At 37.7% G+C, this 18676-nt stretch carries 19 protein-coding genes, 1 tRNA gene and 1 pseudogene; 9 read left to right on the top strand and 12 right to left on the bottom strand.

Annotated features, from left to right (window positions below):
• The first annotated feature begins 1 nt into the window (after position 1).
• Entirely contained in the window at positions 2-1519 is a 1518-nt protein-coding gene (gene gltX / locus ACESK1_RS06960; protein ID WP_372919303.1) for a glutamate--tRNA ligase, read from the top strand.
• 113 nt (positions 1520-1632) lie between these two features.
• Entirely contained in the window at positions 1633-2622 is a 990-nt protein-coding gene (locus tag ACESK1_RS06955) for an SPFH domain-containing protein (RefSeq protein WP_372919301.1), read from the top strand.
• A 97-nt stretch (positions 2623-2719) separates the two neighbouring features.
• Here ACESK1_RS06955 and ACESK1_RS06950 read toward each other — a convergent pair whose 3' ends face one another.
• The 4 genes from ACESK1_RS06950 to ACESK1_RS06935 all read right to left on the bottom strand — a co-directional run bounded on the left by ACESK1_RS06950 (position 2720) and on the right by ACESK1_RS06935 (position 5497).
• On the bottom strand, positions 2720-2953 hold the full coding sequence (locus tag ACESK1_RS06950) for a DUF6327 family protein (RefSeq protein WP_372919299.1): 234 nt from the start codon (positions 2951-2953) through the stop codon (positions 2720-2722).
• Positions 2954-2956: 3 nt separating this feature from the next.
• Positions 2957-3307, bottom strand: coding sequence for a phage holin family protein (locus ACESK1_RS06945; RefSeq protein WP_372919297.1), 351 nt, complete (start codon positions 3305-3307; stop codon positions 2957-2959).
• A gap of 7 nt (positions 3308-3314) precedes the next feature.
• On the bottom strand, positions 3315-3689 hold the full coding sequence (locus tag ACESK1_RS06940) for a YtxH domain-containing protein (RefSeq protein ID WP_372919295.1): 375 nt from the start codon (positions 3687-3689) through the stop codon (positions 3315-3317).
• A 131-nt stretch (positions 3690-3820) separates the two neighbouring features.
• On the bottom strand, positions 3821-5497 hold the full coding sequence (locus ACESK1_RS06935; RefSeq protein ID WP_372919293.1) for a glutamine--tRNA ligase/YqeY domain fusion protein: 1677 nt from the start codon (positions 5495-5497) through the stop codon (positions 3821-3823).
• A 114-nt stretch (positions 5498-5611) separates the two neighbouring features.
• Here ACESK1_RS06935 and folB point away from each other — a divergent pair, with 114 nt between their 5' ends.
• Positions 5612-5968, top strand: a complete 357-nt coding sequence (gene folB / locus ACESK1_RS06930; RefSeq protein WP_372919291.1) for a dihydroneopterin aldolase — start codon at positions 5612-5614, stop codon at positions 5966-5968.
• A 52-nt stretch (positions 5969-6020) separates the two neighbouring features.
• Positions 6021-6091, top strand: a tRNA-Cys gene (locus tag ACESK1_RS06925).
• Between the two features lie 55 nt (positions 6092-6146).
• Here ACESK1_RS06925 and ACESK1_RS06920 read toward each other — a convergent pair.
• From ACESK1_RS06920 to rnr, 3 genes are read right to left on the bottom strand one after another with little or no spacing between them, the layout of a single operon-like run.
• Complete coding sequence (locus tag ACESK1_RS06920; protein ID WP_372919289.1) at positions 6147-6845, bottom strand: LysE family translocator; 699 nt, start codon at positions 6843-6845, stop codon at positions 6147-6149.
• Between the two features lie 30 nt (positions 6846-6875).
• Positions 6876-7550: a head GIN domain-containing protein gene (locus tag ACESK1_RS06915; RefSeq protein ID WP_372919287.1), complete on the bottom strand. Its 675-nt coding sequence runs from the start codon at positions 7548-7550 to the stop codon at positions 6876-6878.
• 14 nt (positions 7551-7564) lie between these two features.
• A complete protein-coding gene (rnr, locus tag ACESK1_RS06910) occupies positions 7565-9763 on the bottom strand; it encodes a ribonuclease R (protein WP_372919285.1) in 2199 nt (732 codons plus the stop codon).
• A gap of 275 nt (positions 9764-10038) precedes the next feature.
• On the opposite strand from rnr, the gene ACESK1_RS06905 reads away from it, so the two are divergent.
• From ACESK1_RS06905 to ACESK1_RS06885, 5 genes are all read left to right on the top strand, one after another.
• Positions 10039-10182, top strand: coding sequence for a hypothetical protein (locus ACESK1_RS06905; RefSeq protein ID WP_372919283.1), 144 nt, complete (start codon positions 10039-10041; stop codon positions 10180-10182).
• Positions 10183-10213: 31 nt separating this feature from the next.
• Positions 10214-10456, top strand: a complete 243-nt coding sequence (locus ACESK1_RS06900; protein ID WP_372919281.1) for a putative signal transducing protein — start codon at positions 10214-10216, stop codon at positions 10454-10456.
• Between the two features lie 517 nt (positions 10457-10973).
• Positions 10974-11408 (top strand): ribose 5-phosphate isomerase B, encoded by a 435-nt coding sequence (gene rpiB / locus ACESK1_RS06895; protein WP_372919279.1) that lies wholly within the window; start codon positions 10974-10976, stop codon positions 11406-11408.
• Positions 11408-12310 (top strand): cation diffusion facilitator family transporter, encoded by a 903-nt coding sequence (locus ACESK1_RS06890; protein WP_372919277.1) that lies wholly within the window; start codon positions 11408-11410, stop codon positions 12308-12310. Before rpiB ends, ACESK1_RS06890 begins: the two co-directional genes overlap by 1 nt.
• A gap of 9 nt (positions 12311-12319) precedes the next feature.
• Positions 12320-12760, top strand: a complete 441-nt coding sequence (locus ACESK1_RS06885; protein ID WP_372919275.1) for a GNAT family N-acetyltransferase — start codon at positions 12320-12322, stop codon at positions 12758-12760.
• A gap of 1 nt (position 12761) precedes the next feature.
• Here ACESK1_RS06885 and ACESK1_RS06880 read toward each other — a convergent pair whose 3' ends face one another.
• The 5 genes and pseudogenes from ACESK1_RS06880 to ACESK1_RS06860 form a co-directional block, all read right to left on the bottom strand.
• The gene (locus ACESK1_RS06880; RefSeq protein ID WP_372919273.1) at positions 12762-14390 is read right to left on the bottom strand and encodes a S41 family peptidase; all 1629 of its coding nucleotides are present in this window, start codon (positions 14388-14390) and stop codon (positions 12762-12764) included.
• A gap of 34 nt (positions 14391-14424) precedes the next feature.
• Positions 14425-14802 carry a ribonuclease P protein component gene (rnpA, locus tag ACESK1_RS06875; RefSeq protein WP_372919271.1) on the bottom strand — a complete coding sequence of 126 codons (378 nt, stop codon included), beginning with the start codon at positions 14800-14802 and terminating at the stop codon, positions 14425-14427.
• Positions 14803-14908: 106 nt separating this feature from the next.
• Entirely contained in the window at positions 14909-16747 is a 1839-nt protein-coding gene (locus ACESK1_RS06870) for a M1 family metallopeptidase (RefSeq protein WP_372919269.1), read from the bottom strand.
• A gap of 6 nt (positions 16748-16753) precedes the next feature.
• Entirely contained in the window at positions 16754-18430 is a 1677-nt protein-coding gene (locus tag ACESK1_RS06865; RefSeq protein WP_372919267.1) for a S8 family peptidase, read from the bottom strand.
• A 9-nt stretch (positions 18431-18439) separates the two neighbouring features.
• Positions 18440-18676: pseudogene (locus ACESK1_RS06860) on the bottom strand (MBL fold metallo-hydrolase); the annotation flags it as partial.

Here is an 18676-nt window from a genome sequence, read left to right as displayed (position 1 = left end):
TATGAGTGCTAAAGTAAGGGTGCGTTTTGCGCCAAGTCCTACAGGCCCATTGCATATTGGGGGAGTTAGAACAGCTTTATATAATTATTTGTTTGCAAAGAAACACGATGGGGATTTTGTGCTTCGGATAGAAGATACCGACCAAAATCGTTATGTGGAAGGCGCAGAACAATATATTATTGATTCCCTTAACTGGTGCAATATTCCTTTTGATGAAGGTCCGGAAAAAGAAGGACAACATGGACCTTATCGTCAGAGTGAACGCAAAGAAATCTACCGGGAATATGCCAATAAACTGGTAGAAACAGGTAAGGCCTATTACGCCTTTGATAAAGCAGAAACTCTTGATGAACACCGCAAAGACCATGAAGCGAAAGGCAAAACCTTTATTTATAATTGGCACAACCGATTAAAACTGGATAATTCCCTTTCCCTGACTGAGGAAGAAGTAAAGTTGAAAATTGCTGCCGGAGAGGATTATGTTATCCGTTTTAAATCTCCTGAAAGTGAAATCCTGAATCTCCAGGATGAGATTCGTGGAAATATGGAGATCAATACTGAGATCCTTGACGACAAGGTACTTTTTAAAAGCGATGGGATGCCAACTTATCACCTCGCCAATATTGTGGACGATCATTTGATGAAAATCACCCATGTGATTCGTGGAGAAGAGTGGTTGCCATCTTTAGCCTTACACGTTATGCTTTACAGGGCCTTTGGCTGGGATACACCAAAATTTGCGCATCTTCCTTTAATTCTTAAGCCACAGGGAAAAGGTAAACTCAGCAAACGCGACGGAGATAAACTAGGGTTTCCTGTATTTCCATTGGAATGGAAGGACCCAAAAACCGGAGAAATTTCAGCAGGTTATCGGGAAGACGGATATTTCCCTGAAGCGGTTACCAATATGCTGGCATTCTTAGGATGGAACCCGGGGACAGAACAGGAATTTTTCAATATAAAAGAATTAACGCAGGCCTTTGAACTTACCAGAGTTCATAAAGGAGGTGCAAAGTTTGATCCTGAAAAGACAAATTGGTTTCAGCACCATTACCTTCAGGAAGCAGATAATACTTTCCTGGCTAAAGAGTTTCAAAAAATACTCCAGGAAAAAGAGATCACGGTCGATCTTGATTATACCAAAAAAGTTATTGAGATCGTAAAGGAAAGAGCAACTTTTGTGAAAGATCTCTGGGAACAGGGAGATTATTTCTTCATCTCCCCTACTTCTTATGATCCTAAAAACGTAAAAAAAGCCTGGAAAGATGATACTTCAGAAATAATGCTTGAGTTAAGCGAACTTCTGAAAAAACAAGATGATTTTTCAGCTTCAAAAATTCAGGAAAATGTAAAAGCCTGGATAACGTCTAAGGAAATAGGTTTCGGAAAGGTTATGCAGCCCTTGCGACTTGCCCTTGTAGGATCTATGCAGGGAGCCGACCTTTTTGTGATTGCTGAAAACATTGGAAAAGAAGAAACGCTTAAAAGAATAAATAAAGCGATCTCTACCCTGGGATAGGGTTTGGAAATCAAATTATTAAACCCGGGAGAACAGAAAGTTCCTTCCGGGTTTTTTATGCCTAAAATCGAAGCGTAATATTTCATATCTTGAGAAAAATAAAAACACGTGTTATGAACTATATTTTACTCCCAATTCTCCTAGTAATAGGATTAGTGATTTTATTTTCAGGCATCTTTATAGTCAGGCAACAATCGGCCGCTATTTTGGAACGCTTCGGAAGATTTCACAGCATCCGTAATTCGGGATTGCATCTTAAGATTCCCATTTTTGATAATATCGCCGGAAGGATCAATCTAAAGGTGCAGCAACTCGATGTTCTCATTGAAACAAAAACCAAAGACAGTGTTTTTGTAAAGCTTAAGATCTCAGTGCAATTTCAGGTGGTGAAATCCAATATTTACGATGCATTTTATAAACTGGAAAGTCCGTCAGATCAAATTACTTCTTATGTTTTTGATGTGGTAAGGGCCGAAGTTCCAAAAATGCGTCTGGATGATGTTTTCGAAAGGAAAGACGATATCGCTATTGCTGTTAACAGGGAACTTAACCAAGCGATGGAGGATTATGGCTACGACATCATTAAAACACTTGTAACAGACATTGATCCCGATGTGGAGGTGAAGGCTGCTATGAATAGAATAAACGCCGCAGAACGCGATAAAGTGGCTGCAGAATATGTTGCGGAAGCCGATAGGATTAAAATAGTTGCTAAAGCCCGGGCTGAAGCCGAAAGTAAACGCTTACAAGGTCAGGGTATCGCCGACCAGCGAAGAGAGATAGCACGCGGACTTGAGGAAAGTGTAGATGTTTTAAATAATGTTGGAATTAACTCCCAGGAAGCATCAGCCTTAATTGTGGTTACCCAACATTATGACACTTTACAGGCCATTGGAGAAGAAACCAACAGCAATTTAATTCTGCTCCCTAATTCTCCCCAGGCAGGTAGTGATATGCTGAACAATATGGTGGCTTCATTTTCAGCATCGAATCAAATTGGCGAAGCGATGAAGAAAAAAAATGAGGAAATTGAAAAGGAAAAAACCAGGGAGAGTACTACAAAAAAGAAAAAAAGAGATAACAACCTGGATCTAGAGATATAAAGATTTTTAAAAGAAAACAGCTGTGTAAAATAAGGTGAAATGAGCGAAATCGCATCTAATTTCAACTTTATTACACAGCTGCTAATCTGTACTTAATTTATTTCTTTACCGTGGCGGTTACCCGCTTTAAACCGGTAAGCTTTGTTACAGCTTTTAAAACCAAGGCCTTTTCCAGAATAGATCCAAGAATACTTCCTGCGATAGAAAGTGGTGAAATACCCGCTTTAGCATTTTCTATACTAAGTTTAATTTCCTCTTTATCTATTTGCGTTTGAAGTTTTAAAATCTCCAAATCCCTGTCGATTTCTTCAAAAGAAGTGTACTCTTTCATAAATTAATCATTAAAAAAGGTTCTGGAAAACTTCTGCAGCATCAGCTTTTCAATAGGCTTCTTACCAAAAACCAGGATTAATATAAACAGCACTATATAAAATCCAGCAACAATAAAATAACCTGCGCTGGGAGTTCCTATAGCCTCGCTTATAGCAATGGCAACGGCAAATGACAGTAGAAAAAATACAATTACCATAATAGCACCCAAAGTAAGGAACCGCACCAAAGATGTGGCGCCACTCATAGCTTGCTTAAAGAATTTTAACTTGTAATATTCAGCATTTGTATGAGCAAATGCCTGAAGATTATAATTTAATTCGTTAAGACTGTTTGAGAGTTTTTCGAATGCCATAAAGTTATTATACTACCGCTTTCTTAGTTGTGGATTCAGCTTCTTTTGTTTTGCCCTCCTTTTGAAGTTTTGCGTTCTGTTTTCTAAGTTCTTCTAATTTTGATTCCATTGCTGAAAGAATATCATCAGCTTTATGGCTCGCAGAAGAAAGAGTTTCACCTAGTCGCTCTTCAAATTCCAAACGGGCCTTACGGGCCTTATCAGTTAGGTTTGAAGAAGTTTCAGTGTATTTCTTATTGAAACGATCCTGAGCTTTTCCAGACTCATCTTTAAGTCTTTTACGTGTTTTCTCTCCGCTATCCGGAGCATATAGTAATCCTAGACCGGCACCAATAGCTGCACCTGTTATAAGGGCTAGAAGTGTATTTCCTGTATTTGCCATAATAGTTTGTTAGTTTAATTTAGTTATACTTAATCCCAAATATACGCTAAGCATAATAGCACCGCTGTTAATAACCGGTTAATATGTTAATTTTCTTTACTAAAATATTCTTAAAGGCGATTTTTCAAGGTCTAATTCCTTTTAGCCCAGGAATCCCGTAGACTTACTGTACGGTTAAATACAGGTTTTTCTACCGTAGAATCTTTGTCTACACAAAAATACCCAATGCGCTGAAACTGGAATTTATCCTGAACACCGGCATTTTTTAATCCTGGTTCAAGATATCCTGTAATCACATTCAATGAATCAGGATTAATGAATTCAGTAAATTCTCTCTCTTTGTCGGCATCCGGAGCTTCTACTGTGAAGAGCCTGTCATAAAGCCTTACTTCAGCTTCTATCGCATGATTAACCGAAACCCAATGAAGCGTTCCTTTTACTTTTCGAAGGGATTCTTCGGAGCCACTACCGCTTTTGCTCTTAGGATCATAGGTACAGTGAATTTCCGTAATATTATCTTCAGAGTCTTTTACAACATCTTCCCCTTTGATGATATAAGCATTCTTAAGTCTAACCTCTTTTCCCAGGGTAAGCCTGAAAAACTTGCGATTTGCACTTTCCTTAAAGTCTTCTCTCTCGATATAGATCTCACGCGAAAACGGTACTTCCCTGGTTCCAGCGCTTTCATCCTCCGGATTATTTTCAGCGGTTAACCATTCCTCTTTTCCTTCAGGGTAATTAGTGATCACCACCTTAACAGGATCAAGTACAGCCATAACTCTTGGAGCTGTTATATTGAGATCTTCCCTTACGTGAAATTCAAGGTGAGCAACATCTATCATGTTCTCCCGCTTACCTACACCAATTGAATCGGCGAATCTTCTTATGGAATTTGGAGTATACCCTCTTCGTCTCAATCCGGAAATTGTTGGCATTCTGGGATCGTCCCAGGATTTTACAATTCCTTTTTCAACCAGTTGCATCAATTTTCTTTTACTAACAACGGTATGACTTAAATTCCTACGGGCGAATTCTCTTTGTTTAGGCTGCATTTCTCCCGGTTTACTAACTTTCTCAACAAACCAGTTGTAGAGTTCACGGTGAGGTAGGAATTCCAGCGTACAAAACGAATGTGAAATCCTTTCAATAAAATCACTTTCTCCATGGGCCCAATCATACAATGGGTAAATCATCCAGTCATTACCTGTGCGATGATGACTTTTATGAAGGCATCTGTACATTACAGGATCCCGCATAATCATATTAGGAGAGGCCATATCTATTTTAGCTCTTAGAACATGACCTTTTTCGGGAGTATCCCCGTTTTTCATCTGCTCGAAAAGTTCAAGATTCTCTTCTACCGAACGATTTCGGTAAGGGCTGTTTTTACCCGGCTCTGTAGGCGTTCCTTTCTGAGAGGCAATTTCTTCTGAAGTCTGACTGTCTACATAGGCATAATCATTTTTGATCAAGTCTACCGCCCAGTCATATAATTGCTGAAAATAGTCTGATGCATAACATTCTTCGGCCCATTTATAACCTAACCAAAGCACATCTTCTTTTATAGCATCTACAAATTCCTGCTCCTCTTTTATGGGATTGGTATCGTCAAACCTCAGGTTAACAGGCGCATTATACTTCTCTCCTAATCCGAAATTTAAACAAATTGAAGAGGCGTGACCAATATGTAAATAACCATTCGGTTCAGGAGGAAACCTGAACTTTAAATCCTCTATTTTGTGTGTAGATCTAAGATCTTCCTCTATAATTTGCTCAATGAAATTGAGTGACTTTTTTGTTTCAGACATAATTGACTCTTTAAAGGCTCAAAATTACTTAAAATTAAGGTGAATCTAAGATGCAATCTTCAATTTGATTCTTTCAACTTCTTCAGGACTTCTTATCTTTGAGAAAAATAACAAGTGGGAAAAATTAAACTGAAAAATATAAGGGTTTTCGCATATCACGGTTGCCTGGATGAAGAAGGTAAAATTGGAAGTGATTACAGGATAGACTTAAGTGTGAAGGGTGATCTGTCAAATTCGGCTAAAACCGATTCTTTAGGAGATACGATAGATTACGTGCATCTAAACAAAATCGTGAAAGAGGAAATGTCTAAACGCTCAAAACTGCTTGAAACCGTAGCTGAAAGGATCATCAACAGAATCCTGGAGGAAATAATAATGGTCCAGGCAGTTAAGGTTGATGTTTCAAAAATAAATCCGCCCATTGGGGGAAATGTAGCGATGGTTACGGTTAGCCGAAGCAAATCGCGTTAATTATTGGTTTTAGAACCTAAAAATTTTATTACATTTGCCAACCGATTAATTCGGCATCGTGGCCGAGTGGCTAGGCAGAGGTCTGCAAAACCTTGTACAGCGGTTCGAATCCGCTCGATGCCTCTAAAAGCTCCTTATTCAAGGGGCTTTTTTTATGCTGAAAAAGTTCTATAGTATTTTATTCAGAAAGAGTATCTGAAGGGGTAATTGTTTCAATCTGGTCTGTGATGTTATTTACTTTATTTGGAAACATCCCCTGACCTATAAGCACAGCTCCAAAAATAATCAAAAAGATACTTATCCCTTTTTTCATAAAGTAGATCCTGTTAGGGGTAAGCTTGCGGTTTAATTTTTTAGCGAGTAAAATCTTAAAAATATCAAGAATAAGGTAAGTAGCTAAAACGCTTCCGAAGAAAACCAGAATGCGATTTCCTTCCATCTCTAATTTAGGGCCAAATACAATGATAAGCCCCAGCCAGAATCCCAGAACCCCTATATTTATAAAATTTAAGAGAAAACCTTTTACAGCAAGGCCCATATAATCGCTTTTATTAAGCTTTCTTATCTCGGGGGTTTCGTCCTCCTGTTGTAAAACCTTTTTAGTTTGCACGAAACTCATCAAGCCGTAGGTAGCCAGAATCACTCCGCCAAAAATAAATAAAGCGGGATCATCTTTTAAACTGTTAAGAAGTTTTGTGGTACTTAAATAAGCAATAAACAGAAAAACAACATCTGCAATTATAACTCCAACATCGAAAGAAAAAGCTGCTCTAAAGCCTTTTATAGCTGCTGTTTCCAGTAAAACGAAAAAAACCGGACCCAGGAGGAAGGCTAGAAAAAACCCTAGTGGAATTGCTGCTAAAACATCCTGAAACATACATTTTGAATATTTTACAAATGTAGGATTTTAGTTTTTCCTATTGACTTTACCTCCAAAAAGGGTGTCTTTATCAATAATCTCGGGATCTCCGTATACGTTTACAGTACCGCCAGCTCTTACTTTAGCATCAACTCTTCCGGAAGAATAAATATCGGCTACTCCGCCGGCACTAATACTAATATGAATATCGTTTGATTCCAAATATCTGGCATAATACTGCCCTCCTGCTCTAATTTTCACATCCTGAATATCTGCTGCACCTTTCAGTTCGACTTCGCCGCCCGTAAGGCTTTTTAAATTCAGTTTTTCAACATCGATTTCAGCATAGATATTACCACCTTCAGAAGCCATAAGATCCAGCGTCTCGGTTTTGTAAACTTCAGATAGTTCTACAGAAGAATTCTGCCGGGCATCTATTTTTTTTAAATAAGTAAAATGGATATTTATGACCGTATTATTTTCCTTCCAAATATTATCCAGCTTGGTTTTTACTCTTAGAATTCCTTCTTCAACTTCTAAATTTACATCCTGACGACCATCTCCGGTTACTATAACTTTATTCTCATCACCATAGATTAGATTAACTTTTAAGCCATTATAAACCTTAACTTCCGAAAAACTTTCAAGCTCATGGGTAATTTCCTCCTGGCTCAACAAACTGCAGGAAAATAGAAGGGCAAAAACCAGTATTAAATTTTTCATCTTTAAAATTTAAATTAAGCTTCTTCCACCTCTTTTTTAGATCCAATAAGTCTGAAATCAAGGTGTCTTTTAACCAAGTCGGCATTTTTCACGCCTACATATACCTCGTCTCCTAACTGGTAAGTTTTTTTGGTCTTTCGACCCACCACTGCATAATTTTCTTCATCAAATTCGTAGTGATCGTCTCTTAGATCGCGAAGTCGAATCATTCCTTCACATTTATTCTCAATAATTTCCACGAAAATACCCCAGTCTGTTACTCCTGAAATTACTCCCAGGAACTCTTCATCCCCGTGATCCTGCATATATTTCACTTGCATATACTTAATAGAATCCCGCTCTGCATTTGTAGCAAGATTTTCCATCTCACTGCTGTGGTGACATTTTTCGTCATATACATCCTCCTTTGCCGATGGCTCCTGATCAAGATAGCTTTGTAATAATCTATGCACCATAACATCCGGATACCTACGAATTGGTGAGGTAAAATGAGTGTAATGAGAAAATGCCAATCCGTAATGACCAATATTTTCGGTTCCGTAATAGGCTTTGCTCATGGTACGGATGGTTAGGGTATCAACAAGGTTTTGCTCTTTGGTACCCTGCACACTTTCCAATAAATTATTAAGGGAAGAACTAACAGATTTTTTATCCTTGAGATTTAGTTTATGTCCAAATTTTGAAACTAAACTGCTCAAAGCAGCCAGTTTGGAATCATCCGGTTCGTCGTGACAACGATACACAAAAGTTTTCTTTTCTTTCTGTTTTCCAATAAATTCAGCAACCTTCCTGTTAGCCAGCAACATGAATTCCTCGATAAGCTTATTAGCATCTTTTGAAGTTTTAAAGAAAACTCCTACTGGTTCATTTTCTTCATCCAGTTCAAATTTCACTTCAACTTTATCAAAGGAAATAGCTCCTTCCCGCATTCTTTTGGAACGCATAGTTTTGGCCAGATCGTTCATTACCGTCACGGCTTCAACAATTTCATCTTTAACTGAATAAGCCTCCTCCTGAATAGAAATCTCTGCAGGAATGTCTCCTCCTTTAGTTTCTATTATATGCTGAGCTTCCTCATAAGCGAAGCGCGCATCAGAATAAGTAACGGTTCTTCCAAACCATTCCTTTTTAATTTTAGTATTCTTATCGATCTCAAAAACTGCTGAAAAAGTATATTTTTCTTCGTTTGGTCTAAGGGAACATGCATTGTTGGAAAGTACTTCAGGTAGCATAGGAACTACGCGGTCTACCAGGTAAACCGAAGTCGCTCTTTCATAAGCTTCTTCATCTAAAATATTTCCAGGTTGTACGTAATGTGCAACATCGGCAATATGGATTCCTATTTCGTAATTTCCGTTTTCAAGTTTCTGAAAACTCAAGGCATCATCAAAATCCTTGGCATCTTCGGGATCAATTGTAAAAGTCAGAACATCTCGCATATCCCTCCTTTTTTTGATCTCTTCTTCTTTTATCGAAGTATCTATTTTATCGGCAAACTCTTCTACTTCCGGTGGAAAATCGTGAGGCAAACCGTATTGGGCTAAAATTGCATGGATCTCGGTATGATGTTCACCGGGAGTACCCAAAACTTTTTTGATCTTTCCGAAGGGAGAATCCGCTTTTTCAGGCCATTCTTCAATTTCAACAACAACTTTATCTCCATTTTGTGCTTCGGCCATTTTGTTCTTCTGAACAAAAACATCGGTATACATTTTAGGATCATCTATAACCACAAATCCAAAATCTTTTTTCAGTTGAAGAACCCCAACAAATTCAGTACGCTTGCGCTTTAGGATTTTGGTTACTTCTCCTTCAGATTTCTTATTTCGTCTGCGATTGTAGATATATATTTCAACTTCATCTCCGTTGAAAGCGGTATTTAAATGATTTTGTGAAATAAAAACATCATCATCGAGTTCTTCCACCACCACATAGGCATAACCTTTAGTAGTCATATCTATAATTCCGCGGTAATAATCCCGATGATCGTTTATTTTAAATTTACCGCGTTCCACCTCTTCAATTTGCTTCTTTGCGGCTAATTGTGATAATTTTTTTATGATCTGATTGCGGCTATTGGCATCATTTACATCTAATTTAGATGCAATTTGTTTATAATTAAAGGCTTGTCCGCCATCTTTTCGTAATATATCAATTATGCTCTTTTCCAGGTTTCCCGGTACTTTAGACGTATTTTTCTTCTTTCTATTCATATGTATTATTAAAAATATAAAATTACAGCTTATAAGTCATATGATTATGTTTTGAATGTAAAGTTTTGTTAAGACGGGGTTTAGCACCAATTTTATCATTTATTTAACTGATTTCCAAAACCTAGGGAAAACCCGTGTTTTTTGGCTTATAGACCCAATTTGTTATAAATATCTTAAAAATTACTTAAATTAGATTTAACTTAAAAAGGTTTTCGTTAGCCTAATTTTGATTTAATCAAAGGTTTATAATGAATAATCCCACAAAAATATCACTGATGTTCTTCTTGATTTTTGTCATAGGAGTATTGATCTATGTAAGCCTGATTAATCATTCCCTTAATAAGAAAACAGAGATTGAGATCTATAGTTTTCCTATTTCTCAGGAATATACTTATACAAATCTTACTTTTCAGCTGTAACTATTAATTTTAATTTTTAAACGGCAGGCTTATGAATGGTTACTTACTTATCGCTGTTTTCACCTACCAGTATGAATACCTCATTATACAAGGGATACTGGAGGATGCCGGTATAAGATTTTTAAAAAAGAATGAAACTCTGGCAGGCCTCTTACCTTTTTATTCCAACGCTTTGGGTGGGATACATCTTCTCGTCCACCAGGAAGATTTTAACCGGGCAAAAAAGATAATCGAAGATTTTCAAAATACAAATCCTCATTTAAAGGTAGTTTAGTTGTTAACATTATATATTACTATTATTTCTTTTTCTTTTTTCTAAAAATTAAAATGATGTTTATTATAGGCTGTTAACTTGTGGAACAAATATTTCTCTTAAAATTTGATTTCCTCGTATAAGATTTTTGATAACATCTTATTAACATGTTTAAATGGATCTAAGTATCTGAAAATCTTCTTATTTTATGATTTACTTAACAAAGGTTGAAAAAGATATCTTAAAATCAATTGGGGATATTTATAGCTTTCCACATTGTTCACAACCTTATTTTGATTGCTCATAACTTGAGAAGAAATAAGCGACTTATAATTTGATTTACTCAGTTAAAAATTGCTATTGAAATTAAAATCCTTATCTCCAAAAAAGTTTCTCAGATTCTCATGTGAGGTTATCCACAATGTCTTGTAAACATTAAAGCCTTGATACTAAACCTATTTTAAAAAGTAATTAACAATAGCTTTTTGAGGGGTTAATAAGCGGTTTTTTTACCTTTGTTAACTCTAAACACACAACTATGAAAATCGCAATTGGAAATGATCACGCCGGTACTCAGTACAAAAAAAAGGTGGTAGAACTCCTTAAACAAAAAGGGATTGAGGTTATTAACTACGGGACTGATACCGATGAAAGTGTAGACTATCCTGATTTTATTCACCCTGTTGCCGACGATGTTGAAAACAAGAAAGTAGATTGGGGAATTATTATTTGTGGTAGCGGAAATGGCGCTAATATGACAGCAAATAAACATCAGGGAATAAGATCAGCCCTCTGCTGGACCGGTGAAATTACAAAGCTCGCGCGTGAACACAATAACGCAAATGTGCTGAGTATTCCTGCCAGGTTTGTATCAGAAAATCAGGCGCTGGAAATGGTTAACATATTTCTTAAAACTGAATTTGAAGGAGGCCGACACCAAAATAGAATAGATAAAATACCAGTAGATAAATAATGGGTCACAAGCATTCGCATGGAAAGGAAACCGCCGGACGTAACTTATTAATATCTATAATCCTCAATATAGGAATTACCGCGGCCCAGGTTGTAGGTGGAATCCTAAGCGGAAGTCTTGCTCTCCTTTCTGATGCCTTGCATAATTTTAGTGATGTAATTTCTTTGATTATCAGTTATATCGCTAATAAACTGGTTAAAAAGGATGCTTCGCTTAACCGGACTTTTGGCTATAAAAGAGCCGAAATTATTGCAGCATTTATAAATGCTGCAACCCTTATTATCATTGCGGTCTTACTTATTTTTGAAGCTATAGATAGGTTTAGGAATCCGCAGGAAATTAATTCCGGACTGGTGATCTGGCTCGCACTTCTTGCAATTTTAGGAAACGGATTCAGTGTTTTACTGCTTAAAAAAGACAGTAAAAACAACATGAATCTGCGATCGGCCTATTTACATTTATTCACCGATATGCTGGCGTCAGTAGCTGTTTTAATTGGCGGTTTGTTGATGGAGTATTACCAGTTTTATTGGGTTGATAGCTTATTAACCTTGATAATTGCTGTCTATTTAATAATAGTTGGTTGGGATCTCTTAAAAAGTTCTACCAGGGTTTTAATGCTTTTCACGCCCATTGAATTACCTCTGGAAGAAATAGCTACTAAAATTTGTCAAATCCCTGAAATTAAGAATGTTCATCATGTACATGTCTGGCAATTAAATGAAGATGAAACTCATCTGGAAGCGCATGTAGATTTTAATGTAGACATACCTTTATCTAAATTTGATGAAATTCTGGAAGAAATAGAGGAAATTGTTTATCATGAATTCGGAATAAATCACGTGAATATTCAACCCGAATTCGGAAAATGTGATTCTAAAGATCTCATAGTTCAGGATTAGAAAATACATATGAAAATAATAATTAAAACTTTCAAAGAACTTAGTTTAACTCAGCTATACGACATACTTCAACTTCGTTCTGAGGTTTTTGTGGTAGAACAGAATTGCGTTTACCAGGATATTGATGGTAAAGACCAAAAAGCAATGCATATTATGGGTTATAAAGATGATGTTCTCGTGGCGTATACCCGTTGTTTTGATAAAGGATTTTACTTTGAGGAGGCCTCGATTGGACGGGTGATTGTTAAAGAAAACTACCGAAAATACGGTTATGGCCATGAAATCCTGAAAGCTTCAATTAAAGCCATTGAAGAGCGATATAAAACCAAAAAAATAAAACTTTCGGCACAACAATACCTTATAGATTTCTATAAGTCCCACGACTTTAAAACCACCGGTGAAGGATACCTGGAAGATGGGATTCCGCACATTGCGATGGTTAAGGAATAAACTATTTTAATATTTCTGAATATCGATTGGTATTATTAAGGATTGCGAGTGATTCCATAATTTCAGGGTTATGTTCAACATAATGTTCATAAAGTCCCTCTTTGTAGAAATACCGCTTTATAATTTCATCGGTAAGCAAACTAACTATTTCAGGTTTTTTATCCTGAAGTTCCTCTTTTTTCAACTGGTTGATCTCTTCTGAAATATCTTTATAATTACTGATTATATCCTTTTCATAACCTTCTTCCTTAGCTGCAATTAACACTTCTTCCAGTTCTTTTTCTGTCTTTGTCTGATAGTTGAAATCTATTTCTTCAAGATAATCGCTGAAGTCTTTAAAATCATCCTCAGTAAACCTGAAATCTTCAGGATTTTCCAATTCATGAGTATAATAATAATCTGTCGCGAAGTCGAAAATGGCATCTTCCAACAATAGTGCATTGGTAATATCACTGTATTCTGAAGTTTCCAGTTTTACATCCGGAAGAATTCCTCCTCCATCATAAATCTTTCGGCCGTTTCGGGTTGTAAATTCGTTGTAGTCTTCAAACTTAAGTGCTTTTCCTTTTTCATCTCTGTTGCGGTAATCCAAAGCCTGAATACATCTTCCACTAGGTGTATAATACCGTGAAATCGTTACTTTAAGTTGTGTGCCGTAAGCTAATTCTTTTGGCCGTTGCACCAGGCCTTTTCCAAAACTTCTGGCCCCCACTACAACTCCCCTGTCCAGATCCTGGATTGCTCCGGCTACGATTTCACTTGCAGAAGCACTTCTGCCGTTAACAATAACCACTAACGGAATTTGAGTATCCAACGGTTCTTTTTGTGTAAAATATTCTTTGTTGTATTTCTCTATAACAGATTTTGTGGTAGTGATCAGTTCTCCTTTCTGTAGAAAAATATTACTAACGTTTATCGCCTCGCCTAAAAGTCCGCCCGGATTTCCCCTTAGGTCCAGGATGATCTTTTCTGCACCTTGATTTTTTAAATCTTTCAGCGCCCTGGAAGTTTCTGAAGATGCCCTTGCATTAAAACGCGACAAAACAATATAGCCTGTTTTATCCTCGAGAAGTTTATAAAAAGGAACTGCTTTTAGATCTACTGAACCTCTCACTAAACTGGTAGTTTTTGTTTCTCCGCGGCGGTTAAAGGTAATTTTAAGACTGGAATTTGCAGCACCGTTTAAAAGCTCTCTCGCATCTTCTTTAAAATCTGAAACCTTGATATTCCCAATCTCAATTATTTCGTCTCCGGCCTTTAAACCGGCTTTATCCGCGGGATAATCCTTATAGGGTTCAATTACCTTGATGTATTCAGGTGTGGCTTTGACCAGGGCTCCAATCCCGGTATATTCTCCAGCATTATTGATCTTGGCAGCCTCAACATCCTGTTCGTTCCAATAATTGGTGTATGGATCCAGATCAGCGAGCATAGACTGTATAGCCGTATCCATAAGTTCGGCCGGATTGGTCTCATCAACATAATTCATATTGATTTCCTTGAAAAGCGTTGTGAAGATCTCTATCTGCTTGGCTATCTCAAAAAAATCAGATTTAAATCCAAGCGTGCTGAAGATAAGTCCGGCTCCTAATACCAGGATTCCGACCTTTTTTATAAGATTATTTTTCATAATAAGTTAAATTAAACTTCCGGGGAGAAATTTTCTATTCCTGCTTTTCCTTTTCAACAAAGGTTTGCAGGATTTTTATCATTGTCTTGTTCAAACTCTCATAATCGGTTTTATCTCTTGAAATATAGATAAACATAAAAGCATAAGAACCGGTTATATCATTGGTTACAAGATACTTATTTTTTCTGAAAGCTTCACGCATCAGGCGTTTAATCCCGTTGCGCTTTGGGGCGGTTTTGACTAGCTTTTTCGGTACTGAAACGCCGGTTTTTAATTGCGGGCCATCAACAGGTTTAAGCGGAAGATACACCAATTTCAAGGGAAATTTCTTCACAGATTTTCCCCGGGTAAACAGATCTTCTATAAGCTTTTTGCTCTTTAATTTATCCTGTTTTCCAAAACGCTCATCCATTCCCCAAAAGTAAGGATAGCTTTTATTATGAATGACTTCAAATAAAAATTATTTAATAAAAAAGCCCCTCGGTTAGGAAGGGCTTTAGAATTAAGTGAGAAACTCCTTATTCTGTTTCAGGTTCCTCTGAAGGATATACATTATTAGCTCGATTCACATCTGCCATTAGTTGAGTATCATCAATTTCAATACTTTCAATTTCATTTAAAGGGATATCTACAGTAAGTTCATAGGTTGGGTGGGCCCAGGCCCAGTCTTTTTCCTGGATCCAGTTTTCGGTTTCAGCTTCTTTTTCCCATCGCATCATTTGCAGTGGAATATAATGAATCTGGTGGTCTCCGTTTTTGAGACTCACACTTAATTCAATTGGCATTGGCATTTCCCCAATTCTCTCCAAAGTGATCTTTGTTGAATTCTCTCCGTCTTCTTCCACGCTCTTAATCGCGTAATCTATTTGGTTGGTGGTTTGTGTCCAGTCGGTTAAATACCAGTCTAATTCGGCTCCGGAAACCTTTTCAGCAACGCGGATAAAATCATTGGGTGTTGGATGTTTAAATTTCCAATCATCATAATATCGTTTTAGCGTTTTATCCAGATTTTCCCTGCCTATCACATAACCTAATTGCGCGAGAAAAACTGCACCTTTAGAATAGGCTGAAGCTCCGTAAGCAGCGTTCAAAGTATAACGGTCGGCGTGAGTGGTTTGCGGTTGTTCCATACCTGAATTTGCTAGTTGAAGATAACTGCGGTAAGAACGTGTATGTGGATTCTCAGCATCGGTTTGCATAACTCTGTTCATCGCTTCGCTGGAAATGTAAGAAGTAAAACCTTCGTCCATCCATTCGTGTTTGCTCTCGTTAGTAGCCATTAAATGTTGAAACCAGGCGTGAGCAAGTTCGTGAGCAGTTACTCCCACAAGGCTTTGAAAGTTTCTTTCTCCGGTTATTAGAGTTATCATGGCATATTCCATTCCTCCGTCTCCACCTTGTGCAACGGTATATTGATCCCATGGATATGGACCTATTTTCTCGTTGAAAAACAATAATAGTTCCTCTGTTTTAGACTGAAGGTCTTTCCAGTTTTCTTTGATTTCTTCGTTGTCTTTGTAGAAAAAATGAAGTTCAGTCCCGTCTTCGGCAATTCTTACATCATGAATATATTCAGGATCTGCAGCCCAGGTAAAATCGTGAACCTTTGGAGCAACAAAGTGCCAGGTATGGGTATCACCTTCAGCTTCTACCTCTTCATCTGTGTAGCCATGACCAATTTCATCGGCATTCTGAAGATACCCGGTTGCAGCTACGGTGTAATTCTTATCGATAGTAAGTTTAACATCAAAATCTCCCCATACGCCATGAAATTCACGACCTATATAAGGATCTGCATGCCAGCCTTCAAAATCATATTCGGCTAATTTAGGATACCATTGCGTCATGGAAAGGGCTATATCCTCTGAACTGTTCCTTCCCGACCTCCTGATCTGCTCTGGCACCTGTCCGTTAAATTCCATTTCAAAAACGGTTTTTTCTCCCGGAAGAATAGGTTCCTGAAGTTCCACCTCGAGAATAGTACCTACCTCTTCATAATCAACCACTGCTCCATCCTGGGTTAGGCTGGAAACTCTTAAATATCCCTGTTGTTCAGGAGATAATTTAGAAATACGGTCTCCTACCCTTCTGTCGGGATCCTGGATAGTGCGGGAGCGCACATCCATTTCGCTGCCGGGCTGAAAAGCATTGAATTGAAGATGATAAAATACCCTGTCCAGGGTATCGGGAGAATTATTGGTGTATTCCAGTTCCTGGGTTCCCGTATACTGGAAGTTTTCAACATTCATGTCGACTTCCATTTTGTAATCTGCATGTTGTTGCCAGTAACTGGTATTGTTTTGGGCTACCATTAAAGAGGTGGCCAGTAAAGTTAAACTTAGAAAGATTTTTTTCATAATTAATTATTTCGTTTGTGCTGCTAAAATTAGAGCGTTATAAAGGTTTACCATATTTCCTGATACTGAAAGTTCCTTGAACTTTTTAGTGTTTCTGTCCTCTTCCCCTACTAAAACGGAAGTATTAGTGCTTACACCACTATCCATAATAATTTGTTTTACCTGTGCGGCACTTAATTTAGGAAAAAAAGAACGGATTATCGCCGCTACTCCTGAAACAGCCGGAGCTGCCATAGAAGTTCCCTGTAAATATTCATATTCATTGTTTGGCGTTGTAGACCAGATCTTAGTTCCCGGTGCAAAAACATCAACATTCAGTTTTCCGTAGTTAGAAAAACCGGCTACCAGCTTAGAACCATAATCGAAATTCAGGGCTCCTACACTTAAAACATTATTGGATATTTCATTTGGATCTTCAGGGGTTTGATCATTCGGATATACCCGTTTTTCATCGAGATCTATACCTTCATTTCCTGCTGCATTAACGATAAGCACATCATTTTCGGCAGCATATTTTATAGCGTCTTCCACCCATTCAGGGTTCGGTGAGAAATATTTACCAAAGCTTGTATTAATGATCTTGGCCCCGTTATCTACGGCGTAACGAATTCCAAGAGCGATATCCTTATCATATTCATCACCATCAGGAACAGCCCTTATTACCATAATTTCTGCATTATTGGCAACACCTTTAATTCCCAGGTTGTTTTCCCTGTCGGCAGCAATAATTCCGGCTACGTGAGTACCGTGTTTTGCATCTTCTTTTTCAGGATCGGGACCTGCAACTTCATTATTTCCGTATCCGGTATCGTTAATATCGTACGGGTCATCTCCTACCGGCTCCCTTCCGTCCAGCTCAAGGTTAAAGTGAGTATCTATCCTACCGGCATAATAATCAATGGCTTCATCAAGTTCTTCCAGGGCTTCAGGAATGTTTTCATTAACATTATCCTGAATTTGAAGCAGCATTGCTTTATACTGAGCTAATTGCTGATCTGTGGTTTCCAAAGCTCTTAATTCTTCATTGGTGTAATCTTCTTTTCCTAATTGAGAAGATACCGCAGAATGTGCAGCTACCAGTTGTTTTTTAATCTGTTCATACTGATTTTTATTCTGAAGAGTTTCGTTGTACTCTTTTTCGTATTCGGCTTTGGCTTCCTGATAATAGATATATTCAGCGCGATCTGCCGTACTTATTGAACTTGCCGACTTTCCTTCATATTTAGGCTGAAGTCTTTTCATTATCCGGGTATATTCCATGTTTTCTTCAACAGCATCGCCAAGAAAATTCCAGCCGTGAATATCATCTACATAACCATTGTTATCGTCATCCTTTCCGTTGTTGGGAATCTCGTCCCGGTTTACCCAAATTACGCTCCGCAGGTCTTCATGGTCAATATCAACCCCGCTGTCTAAAACAGCTACAATAACTTTTTGACCTTTATTGTTTTTTATAATCTCCTCATAAGCACGATTTACGCTCATTCCCGGGATTGTATCGGTCGTAAGATCGGCGCCACCCCAGCCTTTTAACTCGGTTTCAGAAAGATCTGTGATCTTTAAAGGGATTGAATCTATGTTAGCAATTGGTGTAGAAACTATTTTCGGTGAGGTACTGCTGCAACCTGTAATAATTCCGGCCGCTGCAATAATCAGAGCATGCCTTAACAAGGGTATTTTCATAATCTATTCTTAATTAAAAAGTTCGTTAAAAGTAAAAGTTTGATCCAGCCTTACACCTTTTTCAGTGTTTTTAAGACTTATAATTTCGTTGTGAGCATCATGTTCAAGGAAAAGATAAAAATTATGATCGGCAGCCTGCTTTAGAAATTTATCTTTTTCAGGCAGCGTGAGCAACGGTCGGGTATCATAGCCCATCACGTACGGCAGTGGAATATGGCCGGCTGTAGGCAGAAGGTCTGCCATAAA

The sequence above is a fragment of the Salegentibacter sp. genome (assembly GCF_041642575.1).
Taxonomy (GTDB): Bacteria; Bacteroidota; Bacteroidia; order Flavobacteriales; family Flavobacteriaceae; genus Salegentibacter.
Note: the sequence above shows the minus strand (reverse complement) of the source record. Positions and strands in the feature narration are given on the sequence as shown.

What these genes read in the sequence shown, in the direction of transcription:
- rpiB (WP_372919279.1), top strand. Translation starts at nt 10,974, where the DNA reads ATGAAAATCGCAATTGGAAATGATCACGCCGGTACTCAGTACAAAAAA.
- ACESK1_RS06885 (WP_372919275.1), top strand. Translation starts at nt 12,320, where the DNA reads ATGAAAATAATAATTAAAACTTTCAAAGAACTTAGTTTAACTCAGCTA.
- ACESK1_RS06905 (WP_372919283.1), top strand. Translation starts at nt 10,039, where the DNA reads ATGTTCTTCTTGATTTTTGTCATAGGAGTATTGATCTATGTAAGCCTG.
- ACESK1_RS06955 (WP_372919301.1), top strand. Translation starts at nt 1,633, where the DNA reads ATGAACTATATTTTACTCCCAATTCTCCTAGTAATAGGATTAGTGATT.
- rnpA (WP_372919271.1), bottom strand. Translation starts at nt 14,802, where the DNA reads ATGGATGAGCGTTTTGGAAAACAGGATAAATTAAAGAGCAAAAAGCTT.
- ACESK1_RS06900 (WP_372919281.1), top strand. Translation starts at nt 10,214, where the DNA reads ATGAATGGTTACTTACTTATCGCTGTTTTCACCTACCAGTATGAATAC.
- ACESK1_RS06920 (WP_372919289.1), bottom strand. Translation starts at nt 6,845, where the DNA reads ATGTTTCAGGATGTTTTAGCAGCAATTCCACTAGGGTTTTTTCTAGCC.
- ACESK1_RS06880 (WP_372919273.1), bottom strand. Translation starts at nt 14,390, where the DNA reads ATGAAAAATAATCTTATAAAAAAGGTCGGAATCCTGGTATTAGGAGCC.
- ACESK1_RS06945 (WP_372919297.1), bottom strand. Translation starts at nt 3,307, where the DNA reads ATGGCATTCGAAAAACTCTCAAACAGTCTTAACGAATTAAATTATAAT.
- ACESK1_RS06935 (WP_372919293.1), bottom strand. Translation starts at nt 5,497, where the DNA reads ATGTCTGAAACAAAAAAGTCACTCAATTTCATTGAGCAAATTATAGAG.
- rnr (WP_372919285.1), bottom strand. Translation starts at nt 9,763, where the DNA reads ATGAATAGAAAGAAGAAAAATACGTCTAAAGTACCGGGAAACCTGGAA.
- ACESK1_RS06950 (WP_372919299.1), bottom strand. Translation starts at nt 2,953, where the DNA reads ATGAAAGAGTACACTTCTTTTGAAGAAATCGACAGGGATTTGGAGATT.
- ACESK1_RS06890 (WP_372919277.1), top strand. Translation starts at nt 11,408, where the DNA reads ATGGGTCACAAGCATTCGCATGGAAAGGAAACCGCCGGACGTAACTTA.
- gltX (WP_372919303.1), top strand. Translation starts at nt 2, where the DNA reads ATGAGTGCTAAAGTAAGGGTGCGTTTTGCGCCAAGTCCTACAGGCCCA.
- ACESK1_RS06870 (WP_372919269.1), bottom strand. Translation starts at nt 16,747, where the DNA reads ATGAAAAAAATCTTTCTAAGTTTAACTTTACTGGCCACCTCTTTAATG.
- ACESK1_RS06865 (WP_372919267.1), bottom strand. Translation starts at nt 18,430, where the DNA reads ATGAAAATACCCTTGTTAAGGCATGCTCTGATTATTGCAGCGGCCGGA.
- ACESK1_RS06915 (WP_372919287.1), bottom strand. Translation starts at nt 7,550, where the DNA reads ATGAAAAATTTAATACTGGTTTTTGCCCTTCTATTTTCCTGCAGTTTG.
- ACESK1_RS06940 (WP_372919295.1), bottom strand. Translation starts at nt 3,689, where the DNA reads ATGGCAAATACAGGAAATACACTTCTAGCCCTTATAACAGGTGCAGCT.